The sequence below is a fragment of the Verrucomicrobiia bacterium genome, assembly GCA_036405135.1.
Taxonomy (GTDB): domain Bacteria; phylum Verrucomicrobiota; class Verrucomicrobiia; order Limisphaerales; family JAEYXS01; genus JAEYXS01.
Genome location: DASWYF010000005.1, coordinates 42,856 through 59,065, shown reverse-complemented (window position 1 = coordinate 59,065; position 16,210 = coordinate 42,856). Strand labels below are relative to the sequence as shown.

General features: G+C 57.6%; 13 protein-coding genes. 7 read left to right on the top strand and 6 right to left on the bottom strand.

Features of this window, described 5'->3' with window-relative positions; genetic code table 11:
* Window positions 1-922: 922 nt before the first annotated feature.
* On the bottom strand, window positions 923-2,026 hold the full coding sequence (locus VGH19_02445) for an SAM-dependent methyltransferase (GenBank protein HEY1170206.1): 1,104 nt from the start codon (window positions 2,024-2,026) through the stop codon (window positions 923-925).
* Window positions 2,027-2,083: 57 nt separating this feature from the next.
* Between VGH19_02445 and VGH19_02440 the strand changes: the two genes are divergently transcribed.
* The 6 genes from VGH19_02440 to VGH19_02415 all read left to right on the top strand — a co-directional run bounded on the left by VGH19_02440 (window position 2,084) and on the right by VGH19_02415 (window position 7,700).
* On the top strand, window positions 2,084-3,181 hold the full coding sequence (locus tag VGH19_02440) for a type IV pilus twitching motility protein PilT (protein HEY1170205.1): 1,098 nt from the start codon (window positions 2,084-2,086) through the stop codon (window positions 3,179-3,181).
* Between the two features lie 59 nt (window positions 3,182-3,240).
* Window positions 3,241-4,470, top strand: coding sequence for a PilT/PilU family type 4a pilus ATPase (locus tag VGH19_02435; protein ID HEY1170204.1), 1,230 nt, complete (start codon window positions 3,241-3,243; stop codon window positions 4,468-4,470).
* A gap of 12 nt (window positions 4,471-4,482) precedes the next feature.
* The gene (locus VGH19_02430; protein HEY1170203.1) at window positions 4,483-4,944 is read left to right on the top strand and encodes a hypothetical protein; all 462 of its coding nucleotides are present in this window, start codon (window positions 4,483-4,485) and stop codon (window positions 4,942-4,944) included.
* 58 nt (window positions 4,945-5,002) lie between these two features.
* Window positions 5,003-5,746 carry a TlyA family RNA methyltransferase gene (locus VGH19_02425; GenBank protein HEY1170202.1) on the top strand — a complete coding sequence of 248 codons (744 nt, stop codon included), beginning with the start codon at window positions 5,003-5,005 and terminating at the stop codon, window positions 5,744-5,746.
* Window positions 5,730-6,614, top strand: a complete 885-nt coding sequence (locus VGH19_02420) for an NAD(+)/NADH kinase (protein ID HEY1170201.1) — start codon at window positions 5,730-5,732, stop codon at window positions 6,612-6,614. Before VGH19_02425 ends, VGH19_02420 begins: the two co-directional genes overlap by 17 nt.
* Window positions 6,615-6,686: 72 nt before the next feature.
* A complete protein-coding gene (locus VGH19_02415) occupies window positions 6,687-7,700 on the top strand; it encodes a LacI family DNA-binding transcriptional regulator (protein HEY1170200.1) in 1,014 nt (337 codons plus the stop codon).
* 153 nt (window positions 7,701-7,853) lie between these two features.
* On the opposite strand, the gene VGH19_02410 is transcribed toward VGH19_02415, so the two are convergent.
* The gene (locus VGH19_02410) at window positions 7,854-9,026 is read right to left on the bottom strand and encodes an RsmB/NOP family class I SAM-dependent RNA methyltransferase (protein HEY1170199.1); all 1,173 of its coding nucleotides are present in this window, start codon (window positions 9,024-9,026) and stop codon (window positions 7,854-7,856) included.
* A 117-nt stretch (window positions 9,027-9,143) separates the two neighbouring features.
* On the opposite strand from VGH19_02410, the gene VGH19_02405 reads away from it, so the two are divergent.
* A complete protein-coding gene (locus VGH19_02405; GenBank protein HEY1170198.1) occupies window positions 9,144-11,219 on the top strand; it encodes a hypothetical protein in 2,076 nt (691 codons plus the stop codon).
* Between the two features lie 15 nt (window positions 11,220-11,234).
* Here the strand turns inward: VGH19_02405 and dinB are convergent, their stop codons facing one another.
* From dinB to VGH19_02385, 4 genes are all read right to left on the bottom strand, one after another.
* Window positions 11,235-12,350 (bottom strand): DNA polymerase IV, encoded by a 1,116-nt coding sequence (gene dinB / locus VGH19_02400; protein ID HEY1170197.1) that lies wholly within the window; start codon window positions 12,348-12,350, stop codon window positions 11,235-11,237.
* Between the two features lie 179 nt (window positions 12,351-12,529).
* Window positions 12,530-13,774: an ABC transporter permease gene (locus tag VGH19_02395; protein ID HEY1170196.1), complete on the bottom strand. Its 1,245-nt coding sequence runs from the start codon at window positions 13,772-13,774 to the stop codon at window positions 12,530-12,532.
* Window positions 13,771-14,562, bottom strand: a complete 792-nt coding sequence (locus tag VGH19_02390; GenBank protein ID HEY1170195.1) for an ABC transporter ATP-binding protein — start codon at window positions 14,560-14,562, stop codon at window positions 13,771-13,773. Before VGH19_02390 ends, VGH19_02395 begins: the two co-directional genes overlap by 4 nt.
* 33 nt (window positions 14,563-14,595) lie before the next feature.
* On the bottom strand, window positions 14,596-16,065 hold the full coding sequence (locus tag VGH19_02385) for an efflux RND transporter periplasmic adaptor subunit (protein HEY1170194.1): 1,470 nt from the start codon (window positions 16,063-16,065) through the stop codon (window positions 14,596-14,598).
* Between the last annotated feature and the right edge of the window lie 145 nt (window positions 16,066-16,210).

Sequence of the window (16,210 nt, the reverse complement as noted above, 5' to 3'; positions counted from 1 at the left end):
TGGTTCCTAGTTTGAAGTTTCGAGTTAGGGAACAGGCGGTCGAAAATCCTCAAGCCAATGGTTCGATGGAATCGTTTTGGCAATTCCTTATGAGGCCATCAGGAGATGTGCGAAGTAAGATTTTTGCTTCGGAGTCTCTGTTGAAGTTTGGTGGGGCAGTTGCGAAAAGAGTTTGGGCTCGTCAGGAGCCTCGCCCTACCGAGGTGGGTAGGATCTGCGGGTGTATCGGGCGGGTGGAGTTGGGGCTCGTAAGCTGGAGGGGGAAAGGGACGCCGGTCGAGAATGGGACCGGGGAATCCTGAGTAGCCACTGCGGAACCAGCCGGGAACTAAACACACGCTTAATTTGAACTCTCAATCGTAGAGAGGGAGAAGACGGTAACTCACAGGGGTCGGGTGGTTTCATTGCTCTTTGACATAGTTCCTTGAGCCATCGTCGGACGATGGAGTTGGAAAGTTTTCAGTGTTCAGTTTTCAGCCCGGTTGCACCGGGAGGCGAACTGGGACGCGCGAAGACCGATGACTCTGCTTTTGTCCAAGTCTGGCGTCTGTCCTTGATTTGAAAAATCGAGGACGACGACGAAGGACGAGAATGACGACGATTAGGCTATTGGAGTGGCTGGCGAGGGTTTCGATCTGGTGGGTGTGGACTGGTGGCTAGAGTGCCGCAGGACAGGATGCTATCGTGGAGTGTCACATTGACTGGACGAGATGGGAAGGCTGCTTCGGGGGAATGGATGAATTATGAGGTATGAGTTATGAAACCGGTTGCACCGGCGGGCCTTTTTTCTGGAGGAGACATCGAACACCCAACATCGAGCGTAAGGAAAAATGGGACTAATAGGTCTCATAGGACCAATCGTCGGCGCGACGGAGCGCCGCTTCAACTCGCAGGCGGGGACGCACGCGCTACCTCGGTAAAGTCAGCGGCGTTGGGCTAATACGCGGAAGCTGCGGCCTAGGTGGTCGGGATGGGTTAAGGTCTGGAATTGGCGGACTTGCGACGGGGTCCAGTTGAAGGCGGGTGGTTTGGTGCCGGTATTGGCACTGGCCAATATCCGGGTGAGGAATCTTGCCTGGGCTTCGTCGTGTTTGGTGAGGAGGCCAGTTTGTTCACCTGCTTCGCGGATGGCGGTGAAGTTGATGTGGGCGGTGAGGTCTTGTTCGCCCGCGTCGCTCAAGGGTTCGTCAACGAGGCGATGGTTTCGATAAGCGCGGAGGGTGCCTTGGGCGCGTTCGGGGCTGAGGAAATCGAGGGCTTCGAGTCCGTAATCGAAGGTGAGGAGCCAGCCGGCATTCAGTTTTCGCACGGCGGTGGTCCACCAATCGCGGGCGGCAGGACAGATCTCGGTGGTAAAGCCATCGGGCAGCAAACTCGCGAGCGGTTCGATGACGGGTGGCAGATGAGGCTTCAGGGCTGAAGGTAACGCAACGGGTTCGGTGCGATACCAAGTGGGAGCGGCATCATTATCTGGCCAATCGACGAGCCATTCGAACCACGCCTTATCTCCTGCGGACCAGCCAATACGGTGGACGGGAAAGGCATCCAGCAGTTCATTGGAGAGGATGACGCCGCGGAGGGAGTTATCGGGAATGTCTTCAATGCCGTTCGCCCAAGTGATCTTGCGACCGAAGGCGCTGAGGGTTTCCGCCTGGACGACGCGGCGGCTGGCGGAGGGTTCCAGTATCCGGTAGGTGACGTGGGCGAAGATGTCCGGGGCGGCGGCTTGGAGGGCTTGGAGGATGTCCCGAGCCAAGTGACCGGCGTGGGCGCCAGCTTCTACGATGTCCAAGGGGCGGGAAAGCTCCCGAACCTCTTGAGCGATGAAGGCGGCGAGGAGTTCGCCAAAGACGGTGCCAACGCTGACGCTGGTGTAGAAGTCCCCTTGGCGACCAGTCTGCTGGAGAGGGGTGCGCTCATAGTAGCCGTGGGCGGGATGGTAGAGGCACAGCTCCATATACCGCCGGAAGGACATGGGTCCCTCCCGCCGTATTTCATCCCGGATGATGTGGGCTAATTGATTCAAGTTGCTTGCCTAGAGTGAATGGTTAGGCATAGGATTCGCCAACAGACAGAGGAATCTATGGCAAAGATTGACGCCTTCTTCAACCTCATGTTCGAGCAAAAGGCCTCGGACTTGCACTTGGCATCCGGCAACCCGCCCATGCTGCGTATCAACGGCGAGCTGCATCGCGTGGATTATCCACCGCTGGAGAGCGATTCGCTGAAAGCGATGCTCTATGAGATCGCGCCGGAGTATAAGATCAAGGTGTATGAAGAAACGGGTGACGTGGACTTCGGTTACGAGATCCCCGGCGTGTCCCGCTTCCGTGCGAACTTCTTCAATCAGAAGAATGGCGTGGCGGCAGTGTTCCGTGCGATTCCGAGCAAGGTGCTGTCGTTCGAGGATTTCGAGAAATTCGATGCTCCCCTGCCCCCGGTGCTGAAGAAGTTCGGCATGTTGCACAAGGGCATGGTGCTGGTGACGGGGCCTACGGGTTCCGGCAAGTCCACCACGCTCGCGGCGATCGTGGATTACTGTAACAAGAACCGTAAGGACCACATCCTCACGGTGGAGGACCCGATTGAATTCGTGCACGAGAGCAAGAACTGCCTGGTGAACCATCGCGAGGTGGGTATCCATACGAAGTCCTTCGCTTCCGCGCTGAAAGGCGCGCTGCGTGAAGACCCGGATATCATTCTGGTGGGCGAAATGCGTGACTTGGAGACGATCGAGCTGGCGCTCACAGCAGCCAGCACGGGTCACTTGGTCTTCGGCACGCTGCACACACAAAGCGCAGCGAAGACGATTGATCGTATCATCGACGTGTTCCCGGCGGATCAGCAGAATAAGACGCGCGCCACGCTTTCGGAAGCTCTCAAAGGTGTGGTGGCACAGAACCTGTTCAAACGCATCGATAAGAAAGGCCGTGTGGCTGCTCTTGAAATCTTGGTGGTGACCACCGCTATCGCGAACTTGATCCGCGAAGCGAAGACGCACCAGATCCCAGGTATGATCCAGGTCGGCAAGAAGCTGGGCAACCAGCCGCTGGACGACGCGATCATGGATCATTTGAAGATGAAGCGCATCTCGCCAGAGGAAGCTTACGACAAGTGCCTGGACAAAAAGAAATTCCGTCCGTTCCTGTCGCATCCTCCGGAAGATGATGACGGCATGTAAGATGTGAGCGGAGCGGTGACATGGGACGAAGTGATTGTGGTGTTAGTTAATTGCTGGTTATGCGCGTAACCGAACTTGATTATATCTTGGGCACGATGCTCGATTCGCAGAATGACGTCTCGGATCTGAACATCACGGTGGAGAAACCGTTGCAGGTGGAGTCCTCCGGCCAACTGGTCGGCGTGCCCATCGAGCCGCCGGTGGAAAAACTCACGCCGTATCAAACAGAGATGATCGCCCTGAACTTGGTCAATGGCAGCCGCCGTCTGACGGAGGACATGCTGCGGACGGGTTCATGCGACTCGTCCTATTACCTGACCGGCAAGGCGCGTTTCCGTGTGAACATCTTCTCGCAGCGCGGCAATTACTCGATCGTCTTGCGTAAGTTGAACACGAAGATCCCGACGCTCGAACAGCTCAAGCTTCCAGATATCTTCCACTCCGTGGCGAAGGAAAAGACAGGCCTCGTGCTGGTCACCGGCGCGACTGGCTCCGGCAAGTCCACCACGCTCGCGGCGTTGCTGAACGAGATCAACGAATCCAAGTCCATTCACATCATCACTCTGGAAGACCCCGTCGAATTCGTGCATCCACAGAAGAAGGCGACCTTCAACCAGCGAGAGATGGGCACGGACTTTGACAAGTTCGCCAGCGGTCTGCGTGCTGCTCTGCGTCAGGCGCCCAAGGTGATTCTGGTCGGCGAAATGCGTGATCGTGAGACCGTGGAAATCGGCCTCAGCGCCGCGGAGACGGGTCACTTGGTCGTGAGCACACTGCACACGATCGATGCCGGTCAGACGATCAACCGTATCCTGGGTATGTTCGAGACGGACGAGCAGGAGCAGATCCGGTTGCGTCTGGCGGATACGTTGCGGTGGGTAGTCAGCCAGCGTCTCGCGCCGAAGATCGGTGGTGGTCGTGTGGCGTTGCTCGAGATCATGGGCAACAACATGCGCACGAAAGACTCGATCACTTACGGCGAAAGCGAAGGGAAGACCTTCTACGAGATCATCGAGGCGAGCCAGACGTTCGGCTGGCGTTCGTTCGATCAAACGGTCATCGACTGCTTCGAGCAAGGTCTTATCACGGAAGAGACGGCACTGCTCTACTGCACAAAGAAAGGTCCCGTGACGCGCGGTATCGACAACGTGAAGAAGAAGCGCGGCGAGCTCACTTCCAACATCAGCAACCTACAGATGCAGAAGAGCGCGGAACCGGTCAAACCTGCTGGCGGCGGTGGCGAATCAGCCCCAGCGGCCGGACCAATGAAACTCAAGCTCAAGACTTAACTTTTTTCTCGCATGGACTTCGAATTCATCGGACCAGACGACAAACCCGCGTTGATGTGCCTGACCTCGCCGGAGCTGATCGCCATCTGTCAGGGCATGCTCGCCGAGCTGGGCTATAAGGTGCATCACGTGACCAACGAGGCGGAGTTCGTGGCGCGTTATCCGCAGCTCCAATATCAGGTGGTCATCATCGAGGAATGTTTCTCGGCGATGACTCCGGAGGAGAACACCACCTTGCGGGCCATCCAATGGATGCCCATGAACCGCCGCCGTCATTCGACCTTCATTTTGATCGGCGCGACTTTCCAGACGTTGCACCCCATGCAAGCCTACCAGCAAAGCGTGCAGGCGGTGCTCAATGTGGTGGACATCGCCAACCTCGGCCAAGTCGTGCAAAAGATCGTAGGCGAGACGGATATCTTTTACGCCACCTTCCGCGATACCCAGACACGCATCGCCCAAGGCAAGGTCTGATGTCGGCGAAAACTTTCCATTTCACAGCCGCGTTCTGCGGCCCCAGCCTCTCACGTTCATGACGCGTTTGGACCAGGCATTGGTGGAACGGGGTTTGTGCGACAGCCGGGAGAAGGCCAAACGGGCCATCCTCGCCGGCACTGTCCGCGTGAACCAGCAGCGTGCCCACAAGGCCAGCGACGATGTTCGCCCGGAGGATGAAGTCACACTGGATGTCCCCGAGAAGTTCGTGAGCCGGGGTGGTCACAAACTCGAGCACGCGCTCAAGTATTTCCAAGTAAAGACGCAAGCGACCATGGCGATCGATCTGGGGGCTTCAACTGGCGGCTTCACTGATTGCCTGCTGCAATATGGGGCCACGAAAGTTTACGCCGTGGATGTGGGCAATGGACAGCTTGCCTGGAAGCTCCGGCAAGACCCGCGCGTGGTGGTGATGGAAAAGACGAATGCGCGCAATCTCACGCCGCAACATTTCGGCGAAGGTTTCGCGCCGGTGGACATCATCACGATCGATTGCTCGTTCATCTCGTTGCGTAAGATCATTCCGACAGCCTGCGATTTCCTCCGGGTGGGCGGACGGTTCGTGGCGCTCATCAAGCCTCAGTTCGAGGCGGGCAAGGAAGATGTGGATGCGGGCGAAGGTGTCATCACCGATCCGCTCATCCATGATCGCGTGATCAAAGATTTCGCCGAGTTCATCAAACAACGGAAGAATCTGGAATGGCTCGGGCTGACGGAATCCCCCCTGCTCGGGCCTGCGGGCAACAAAGAATTTCTGGTGCTGATTGAAAAAACGCGCTGAAAAAATCTCCCGCGTCGGGCTGATCGCCAACACGGCCAAGACCGCTTGCCGACAGGTGGTGCGTGAAGCCGTGCGCGCCATCGAAGCAAGCGGCCGCACGGTGCTGATGGAAGCGGCCACACAAAAATTCATCGGCGGGAAAGGCGAATCCTGTTTGACCGTGGCCGCCTTGGCCCGGCAGGTGGATCTCGTCGTCGTGTTCGGTGGTGATGGTACCATGTTGAGTATCGCGCGCGACATGCATGGCGTGCAGACGCCGGTGCTGGGCATCAATGTCGGCAGCCTCGGATTCCTCACCGCCGTTTCCTCGAAGAATGTGAAGGAAGCGTTCACCATGGTGTGGGCGGGTGAATTCGATCTCGATCCGCGCTGGCTGGTGGAAGCGCATGGCGAGATCGAGGGCAAGGAGTTCGTGCAATGCGCGTTGAACGACTTCGTCATCAGCCGCGGTGCTGCTTCACGGATGATCGAGCTCGAAGTGCGCGTGGATGACGAGATGCTCACGCGCTACCGTTGCGACGGTCTCATCCTCAGCTCCTCAACGGGTTCCACCGCTTACTCGCTCTCTGCTGGTGGCGCGATCGTCAGCCCCGCAGCCGAGGTGTTCACCATCACGCCGATCTGTCCGCACACGCTTTCCAATCGCTCGGTCATCCTCAGCCTGCGCTCCATCATCAGCGTGCGCGTGCTGAATGAGAAACCGGAAACCCTGATCGCTGCCGATGGTCAGGTAGAGATGCCGCTCAAGGCGGGCGATCTCATCGTTTTCCGCCGCAGCCGGCATCGTTTCAACCTGGTCCGGCTGAAAGGCAGTTCTTTCTTCAAAACTCTCCGGCAAAAGCTAAGCTGGAGCGGTTCCAATGTTTAAGCCAATGAGTGCAGCCACAGAATCATCATCGGTACGCCCGGATGATCCACGTCTGCCTATCCGAGTCTCCCCATGGTCCGTCTAAAAGATATCGCCCAAGCCGCCGGTGTGTCCGTCATGACCGTCTCCAAGGTCCTCCGGGATGCACCAGACATCTCTGCCGCCACCAAGGTGCGCATCCGCAAACTCTCGGAAGACATGGGTTATGTGCCCGACGTGCTCGCCCGAGGATTGCGCAGCCGCAGTGCCAAACTTTTCGGCCTGCTCATCGCCTCCTCCACCAACCCGCTCTACGCACGCATGGTCATGGCCATCGAGGAGAGGGCTTTCGAGATGGGCTATGAAGTCATCCTCGGCCACACGCTGAACCAACCAGCGCGCGAAGAGATGTACATCCGCCGCTTCCTCTCGCGTCGTGTGGACGGCCTGTTTGTCGTGCCAGTTTATCGCATGGGGCAAAAGGCGCCCATCTATGAGGAACTGACCAAACACGGCACGCCGACTGTCATCCTCGGTCACAATGCGCCATTCTGCCAAAACTTCGTGAACGTGGAAACGGATGACGTAGGCGCAAGCTACCTGGCGACGCACCATCTGTTGCAACTGGGCCACAAACGCATCGCGTTCCTGGCCGGCCACCAATCTTCGCCTTCCTCCCAAGAACGTCTGGAAGGTTATCGTCGTGCCTTGAAAGAAGCAGGCATCGCCTTCGACGACCACCTGGTCTTTGCCGCCGGTTCCACCATCGAAGAAGGAAGGAATGCCGCTCTGCAAATGCTCAACGAATCGTGCACAGCAACGGCCGTGCAAGCAGTGAATGATCTCGTCGCCATCGGCGCGGCGAATGTGTTCCTCGATCAGGGATTGAAGATTCCGCAGGATATCTCCGTAATGGGTTTCGGCAATGTGCTCACCAGCGAATATTTCCGCGTGCCCCTCAGCACCGTGCGTCAGCCCAAGTTCCGCCTCGGTGTCGCCGCGATGGAATCCATGACGAAGCTGCTGGCAGGCGAGCGTCCCGAGACACAACGCCTCTCCGCCGAAGTCATCCAACGTGCAAGCACCGCCGCTCCAAAGGCGGGATAAAGTAATTTACGATTTTGGGATCTACGATTTGCGAGACGACGGATTCATCCTCGCGCTCGAACTTGTTTCGAGCTGTCCCGTCCTTTGAGACTGAACGCCTCGAGAGCAGGAAATCCTCGTAAATCGTAAATCCAAAATCGTAATTTCCGCTCATTACGCCTTACGCCTCTTCCACCCCGCAATAAACATCCCGTTCCCGCCCAGCGTCTGCGGCCACACCCAATACTGTCCCGGCTCAGAACTCTCCAATGATTCCGTCAGGTGAGCCGGTGCCGCAATCGGTTCAAACTCAGGATGCGCTTCCGTGAATACGTTCGCCACATCACTTGTCTCTGGGAGCGAAAGTGTGCATACAGAATAGACCAGCTTGCCGCCCGGCTTCACGGAAGCCGCCACGTGTTCCAGCAATTGCTTCTGCACCATGGCGAGTTCCGTTACATCCTTCTGCGTCGTCGTCCAGCGCGCATGCGGGTTCCGTTGCCAAGTGCCGATACCGCTGCAGGGCGCATCAATCAGGATGCCGTCGAACTTCGTCTTGGTCGGCAGCTTCCCGCTGCCATCCCATAATGCGGTGCGATAGTTAAATGCCTTGGCCCGGCTGGCGCGCATCTTCAGCTTCTTCAAGCGCCAGTCCGCCCGATCCGTCGCCCAGATCAGCCCCCTGTTGTGCAGCAGGTCTGACAGATGGAGCGTCTTGCCGCCCTCACCCGCGCATGTGTCCCACCAGGTCTCACCAGGCTTCGGAGCACAGAAAGCTCCGACCATTTGCGAGGCGATGTCCTGCAATTCAAACTCACCCGCATGAAATTCCGTGGAACGGAACAGATCCGCATCACCGTCATAGCGGATGGCCTCCGGCAAGCCAGGCACGGTGAAATCCTCAAAAACGCCGAGCTTTTCGCGCAGGCTTTGATCCTGTCCCAGCCGGGAGCGCAGCCATATATCCGGTGGCGATTGCAACGCTTTTGCCCATTCCGGAGTGACGTTCATCACTTCCTTGATCCACGCGGGCACGCTGTTGTGTTGCAGTGATTCCGCCGTGAAGGATTCCGGCCGCTCCTCAAACTTTTTGGCCAGTTGCTTCGCCAGCTTGATGCGCGGATAGAGCGAGTGCAGATGCTGCAGCCACCCATACCAGCGGTAGTAATCAAAAACCAGTTTACTGATGTCACGCGCATCCGCACGCGTCACTTTGCGGGCTTTCAGTTCATGGCGCAGGAGCGCATCCGCCGGTTTTTCCGGCGCGGCTTCCTGGATCACATGCGCCGCCACCCGCAATAATGCGGATGGCAGATCGTCAGGCTCGATGGTCGGCAGTTTGGCCACGCTGTGATTTAAGCATTGCCCCGGGCACAGCGATAGCGATTAAACGATAAATATTTTCCCTGATTTTGCCGCACCATGATTGCTGGTGACGGAGAATTAACTTAGTCTCCGCTGATCATGGGCTGGTTCATGCAAAGCAAAGCGATGTGGCAACGGCTCCGCAGCCCTTTCCTGCGGACGCCGGGCCTGGATGCGTTGCTGGCCACGGCCTCACCCGCCGAATCCATCGAGGTCCGCCTGAACTGGCTCTGCGATCTGCTGGACTGGATACGCCACCCATCCGAGATCGCCGGCGAGAATGGCGCCGAGCCGGGGAAGATGCAAGCCGGCCGGGTACGCCTGCTGTTGCAGACGTTGGAGCGCAATGAGACGCAGCGCATCGCCGTGGCACGCACGCTGCGCTCGGTGCTCCGTGACACGAGTGCGCTCGATCTTTTTTGCGAAACGGGCATTCCGCGCGAGCATGGATTTTTCCGGGAGGTTTCCATCCGTTTGAGTGAACGCCTGCTGCCCGCCCGCCCCTATAGCGGTGAACTGGGCATGCTTTTTGAACGTCTCTTCCCCGATGCAGATGATCCGGCCTGGGTGGAGCGCCTGGACGAAACCACTTTGCAACGGCTGCTGGAACTCTTGCAGGGCGATTTCGAAGTGGGCGAAACCGAGTGGGATACCATGCAGGTGGACATGGAGGAAGCACTGGTGCAGCTGGCCGCATCCATCCGCATCACCGGAACCTCCCTCGAGATCCGCTCACGCATCACCCGGAAACACTTCCGCGAGCTGCCCTTTTTCAAACTCACTACAGCCACCGATTCCCTGCTGGCAATGATGCGCACCAAGCCTGCGGCGGAACTCACAGCGGAACTGAACTACTTGCGCGCGCAGATGGACAGTTGTGACAAGGCCATCCATACAGCCTACACGCATCTCGAAGAGTACGGTGTGAGCACGGACATCGTGTATCAGCTCGACCGTATGACCCGGCAGCTTCAGCGCATGGAGATATTGCTGGACCAGTTGCTGAACCGCAACGCACCCCTCACGCGCCTGACAGGCTTCATCGCACGGCTCATCCGCGAGCATCAGGAGCATCGCGGTGTGCGTTCCTTGCTGCATGAGAACCTGCAATTGCTCACCCGCAAAATGGTCGAACGGACCGCAGAGACTGGCGAACACTACATCGCGCGCGATCGGAAGCAGTATCACCAGATGTTCCTCCACGCGGCAGGAGGTGGTGCGATCATGGCGGTGGCCACTTGGACCAAGTTCGGCTTTTCCGCTGTTTACTTTCCACATTTGATCGGCGGCTTTGTATTCGGCTTGAACTACGCCGCAGCTTTCGTCGCCATTCAGCTCGCCGGATTCACGCTGGCCACGAAGCAGCCTGCCACCACTGCACCCGCTCTTGCGGCCAAGATGCATAATGTCCGGGATCCGGTGGCACTGGCGAAGCTCGTGGATGAGATCGTATGCCTCATCCGTTCCCAGATGGCGGCTATCGTAGGCAATCTGGTCCTCATTTTTCCGCTGGCCCTGCTCATCGCCCATCTCGGCGCCCGCGCATTGGGTGAACCGATGCTGGGCTTGGAGAAGGCGGAGAAAACCTTGGCCTCACTCTCTTTGATCGGAATGACTCCGATCTATGCCGCATTCACAGGCCTATTGCTCTGGTTCACCGGCCTGTCGGCTGGGTTTGCCGACAACTGGTTCGCTTACCACCGTCTGCGCACCGGCATCACGAACAGCCCCCGTCTGCAATTTCTCTTCGGCCGTGAAGGGGCTGCCAAGCTGGCTAAGTTTCTCGATGATGGCATCGCCGGCCTGACCAGCAACATCATGCTCGGCTTCCTGCTGGGCATCGTTCCAGTGCTAGGTGTGCTTACTGGCCTGCCGGTCGACGTGCGCCATGTGACTGTAGGCACCGGCCAGTTCGCCGCCGCCATCTACACGCTGGGTAAAGAAGTGGTTTATACCAACGCCTTTTGGTTCGGTCTGGCTGGCGTCCTGTCAGTGGGTGTGATCAATGTGCTGGTGAGTTTCGGTCTCGCGATGTCCGTGGCCATCCGCGCACGTGATGTCTCCGCCCCAGAACGAAAAGCCATTTACAGCGCCGTCTGGCAACGCTTCTGCCGCCGACCGTTTAGTTTTCTCTATCCCGGAAAAGATGAAGCAGTCGCCGCACCAACGCATTGATATCGTCTCTTCAGCTTATTTGCCGGGCTTCTTCACCACATCCGTCGGCTGTTCAAATGGAAAACGCAGTTGTTGCACTCGCAATTCGGTAAGATTACTCACGCCCAGCCCGATCAAACGTAATGGTCGATGCACCAGTTTTTCTTTCGCGAGCAACCAACAGCCAAAACGATAGATATCCTTCGCTTCGATCACCGACTCTTCAAAAGAAATCTGTCGCGTAAGCGTAGTGAAATCACTGTAACGAACCTTCACCTGGATCGTATGGGCGGCAAGGCGGCGACGTGCCAGCTTCGCCGCGATATCCTCCGCCTGCTCTTTCAAACACGCGCGCAAGATGGGCCGGTCATCGGTGTCCTTGAGAAACGTGTTCTCGCTGCTGATGCTCTTGATGTCATCGCCCAATTCCAGAGGGCGATTGTCGTCACCGAAAGCGAAACGCTTCAGTTCCGGTCCCCATGAACCGACGAGCGCACGCAGGTCGCCTTTATAGTCCTGCAAGTCGCCTACGGTTCTGATGGCCGCATTATGCAAGGTCTCTTCCGTTACCTTGCCGATGCCATGCAACGAGCGCACCGGCAACGGACGCAGAAACGCGACCTTCTCCGATTCCCGGATGAGCGTGAGCCCATCCGGTTTCTGAAAATCACTTGCGAGCTTCGCCAGCAACTTGTTCGGTGCGACACCGATGGTCGCGGTGAGGTCGCGCTCACGCTTAATGGCTGCCTTGATCTCACGCGCCAACGGCAAAGCACGCTCCAGACTTCCATCGTGTATCGCTCCCTGGCAGCGAGCCGTGACATCCATGTAAGCCTCATCCACCGAGACTTGCTGGATGAGTTCACCACAGAAGCGCTGGATGATAGCCATGATGGCGTGCGACTCCGCCTTATACGCCTCCATGCGCGGCCGGATAAAGATGCCGTTCGGACACAAGCGCCCTGCCGTCATGCTAGGCATCGCCGAGCGCACACCAAACTTGCGCGCCTCGTAACTCGAAGCACTCACCACGCCACGCTGCGTCGGCGGGGAACCAACGATGACCGGCTTGCCCTTCAGTTCAGGCCGGTCACGCTGTTCGACGGATGCATAGAACGCATCCATATCGAGATGGAAGATGACGCGAAACATTCTTCGTCTGCGTCGTTAACACGGAAGAGGGGCGAATGCAATGAGAGGACAAAACTGACGAGAGAATGTACGATTTTGGATTTACGATTTACGAGTCCTCATAAGTTTTTGGAACGGCGAATCGCTTTGGAAGATGAACCACCCGTTCGTAAATCTAAAATCGCAAATCGTAAATTCCATTACTCATACCGAAGCGCATCAATCGGGTCGAGTTGCGCTGCCTTGCGCGCCGGATAGAAGCCAAAGAAAATCCCCACCGCCGCACTGAACGCGAAGCTGTACATGATGGCATCTGGTGAAGTCAGTGTGGGCCAATTCTTCACCTGCGTAAGAATCTTTGAAGCCAGGACTCCCAGCAAAATACCCAGCACACCGCCCGTGCAACTTAATGTGATCGCCTCAATCAAGAACTGCGCCAGCACATCACGGGGGCGTGCGCCGAGCGCCATACGAATGCCGATCTCACGCGTACGTTCCGTCACGCTCACGAGCATGATGTTCATGATGCCGATGCCGCCGACCAGCAGCGACACCACCGCCACGCCGCCCAGCAGATATTGCATCGTCTCTTGCGTCGCGCTCATCGTGCTCGCCAATTCCTCCTGTGAACGGATCGTAAAATCATCCGGACGACCTGCTTGAATACGATGTGTCTGCCGCAGCAGATCCGCGATGCGCTGCTGTACCTCTGGCATCATCTCCATCGTCTCCGTTTGCACATTGATACCGCGCAAAGTCGGACTGTTCAGCAGCCGTTTCATTGCCGTCGTGTAAGGAACAATAAGGCAATCGTCATAGTCCATACCACTCCCGGGAGAACTGCCTTTCGGATTCAGCACACCGATGATCGTGAATGGAATGCTTCCCCCAGTGCTGCCGCCGCCCATGCTCACACGCACCACCTGCCCCACCGGATCGCTGCCCTCAAACAATGTCTGCGCCGTCGTCTTCCCGATGACCGCCACCTTTGAAGCCGTGGTGATATCCGGCTCGGAGAAGAACGCCCCGTCCTTGATCGTCCATGAACGGATAGCAAAATAATCCGGCGATGCACCGATGATACTCGTGGACGTGTTCAAACCGCCCGCGATGATCTGCCGCGAGGTACGCACCTCCGGGCTGATATTCCGCACGCCCGGAACCTCGCGACGGATCGCTTCCATATCCTCCAGCGTCAACGTAGACGAACTGCCCGAACCAAAACTCACGCCGCCGCGCTGAAAATTACCCGCGAATATCAGCATCACATTCTCACCCATCGTCGCGATCTGCTGCTTCACCATGAACTTCGCACCGTCACCGAGACTCACCGTGGTGATGACCGCACCCACGCCGAAGATGACGCCCAACATCGTGAGCACGGCGCGCATTTTGTTCCGGAGCAAGGCCCGGAAAGCGATGCGAATGGCGGCAAAAAATCTCATGATGGGATCATCTGGATGGCCTCGGAAGCCACCTTAAGTTTGTGCAATTCCTCTTCCGCACTCAGGCGGTTATCTACGATCTTGTCCGTCACTATGTGCCCGTCACGCATCACGATGTTACGCTTCGTGTACTGCGCGATGTCCAACTCGTGCGTCACCATCACGATCGTGATGCCCTGATCGTTCAGCTTCTGGAACACACCCATGATCTCGATGCTCGTCTTGCTATCCAGATTGCCCGTGGGCTCGTCCGCGAGGATCAGCGCCGGATCATTTACAAGTGCGCGTGCGATAGCCACACGCTGTTGCTGACCACCGGAAAGCCGATTCGGCGTGTGATCCAATCGATTCCCCAAGCCCACCATCTCCAGCGCCTTCGTCGCCTTCTCTTCGCGATCCGGGAACCGCTTATGCCGTGCGTAAAGCATCGGCAACTCCACGTTCTCCAAGGCCGAAGTGCGCGCCAGCAAATTGAACCCTTGGAACACAAACCCGATCTTCTCGTTCCGGATATCCGCCAATTCACCACGATCCAATTCCGCTACATTAATGCCATCCAACAGATACTCACCCTTCGTCGCGCGATCTAGGCAACCGAGGATGTTCATCATCGTGGACTTGCCGGAGCCCGACGCTCCCATCAGTGCCACGAACTCGCCCGGCATGATATCGATCGTCACCCCTTGCACCGCCTTCACATCCACCTCACCCGTGAAGTACGTCTTGTGGATATCCGTCAGCTTGATGACCGGCTTCGCACTACTGGTTGTTTTCGCGGACTCGCTCACATGCTTGAATGATTTGAATTCAACTGGCTTTGCTTACCGCGGCCCACGACCGCCACCGAACCCGCCGCCACCACTCGCGAATGGATTCGTTGCTTGCGGTGCTCCGGCCGTCGTTGCGCCACCCGTGATCGTCTGCCCCGTCACGATCACATCGCCCTCCTTCAAGCCCTCCATCACTTCCGTGTAAATGCTGTCCGCGATGCCCGTCTTGATCGTCACCGGCTTCATATCTCCCACCGTGAGGTTCGTGCTCGCGATCGAGCCATCCACCACATAAATCGTGCGTGTCGCCGGGCGATCTCCACCCCCTTGACGGCTCTTACCACCACCGCCTTTACCCTTGCCTGGACCACCACCGAAACCCAGTTGCTGCGGTGTGATCGCGCCTGACTTCATCATCTCGCCCATCTTCGCGCGCATCTCATCGCTCATCGATTCACCCTTCTCGCGCAGAGACTTCACCCGCGCGATCATCGCATCCGGCGTCTGCGGAATGTCCTCACCGCTCTTCGCCGCGCTCGCCGTCGCATTCGTGCCGCCCTTAGTCGTCGCCGCCGTTGGCGCGCCCGCTGGTTTGAAGCGCAACGCCGAATTCGGTATTCGAACCACACCCGGCCGCTGCGACGTGATGATCTGCACATTCGCCGTCATGCCCGGCTTCAACTTCCCATCGTAATTATCCACCATGATGATCGTATCGTAAGTCACCACGTTCTGGACGCTGATCGGCGAATTCCGTACCTGCGATACCTGTCCTGCGAACTCCCGCCCCGGAAACGCATCCACCGTGAACTTCACCGCCTGATTCGTCTCCACATTACCGATATCCGCCTCCGCCACACTCGCATTGATCTGCATCTTCGTCAGGTCGTTCGCGATCATGAAGAGCAACGGCGCATTCATGCTCGCGGCAACGGTTTGACCCACATCCACCTTGCGATCGATCACGATACCGTCGATCGGTGCCACGATTGTGCAACGCTCCAGGTCCACCTTCGCGCTGTTCACCTGCGCCTTCCGCGTCTGCACCGTCGCCTTCGCCTGAGTCAGCGTCACCTGCGCCGTGTCATACTCGGATTCAGACACCAACTTCTCCTTGAAAAGCTCCGTCGCCCGCTTCGCATTCACCTCCGCCAACTGCATGCTCGCCTGCGCACTGGAGAGATCCGCCTCCGCCTGGAGAAGCCGCGTCTGATACGTCGCCGGATCGATCTCCGCCACCACATCGCCCGCCTTCACCTTGGAGTTGAAATCCGCATGCAACTTCTTGATCAACCCCGAGATTTGGCTGCCCACCTGCACATTGACCACCGGGTTCAGCGTCCCCGAAGCCGTCACCTGCTGCACGATATCCCCCCGCTCGATCTTCGCCGTATTAAAGACCGGCTTGCCCTTCTCCGCATTCTTCTTCTCCCACTTCTGCCAGCCATAATAGCCTCCGTAGCCGATGCCACCGAGGACGACCAACCAGATGATCCAGCCGAAATTGCGTTTACGCGCCATAGGTCAATATCGATAAAAAAATAGACCGCTCGCTACCTACAACACCGGGAACGCCAGAAAGTTATGCAGAAATTGCCAGAAAGCAAAGAACGAACAAAACCCTCCCCGTAGCCGCCGAAGTGATGAGGCGGACCTAACCCTTTCT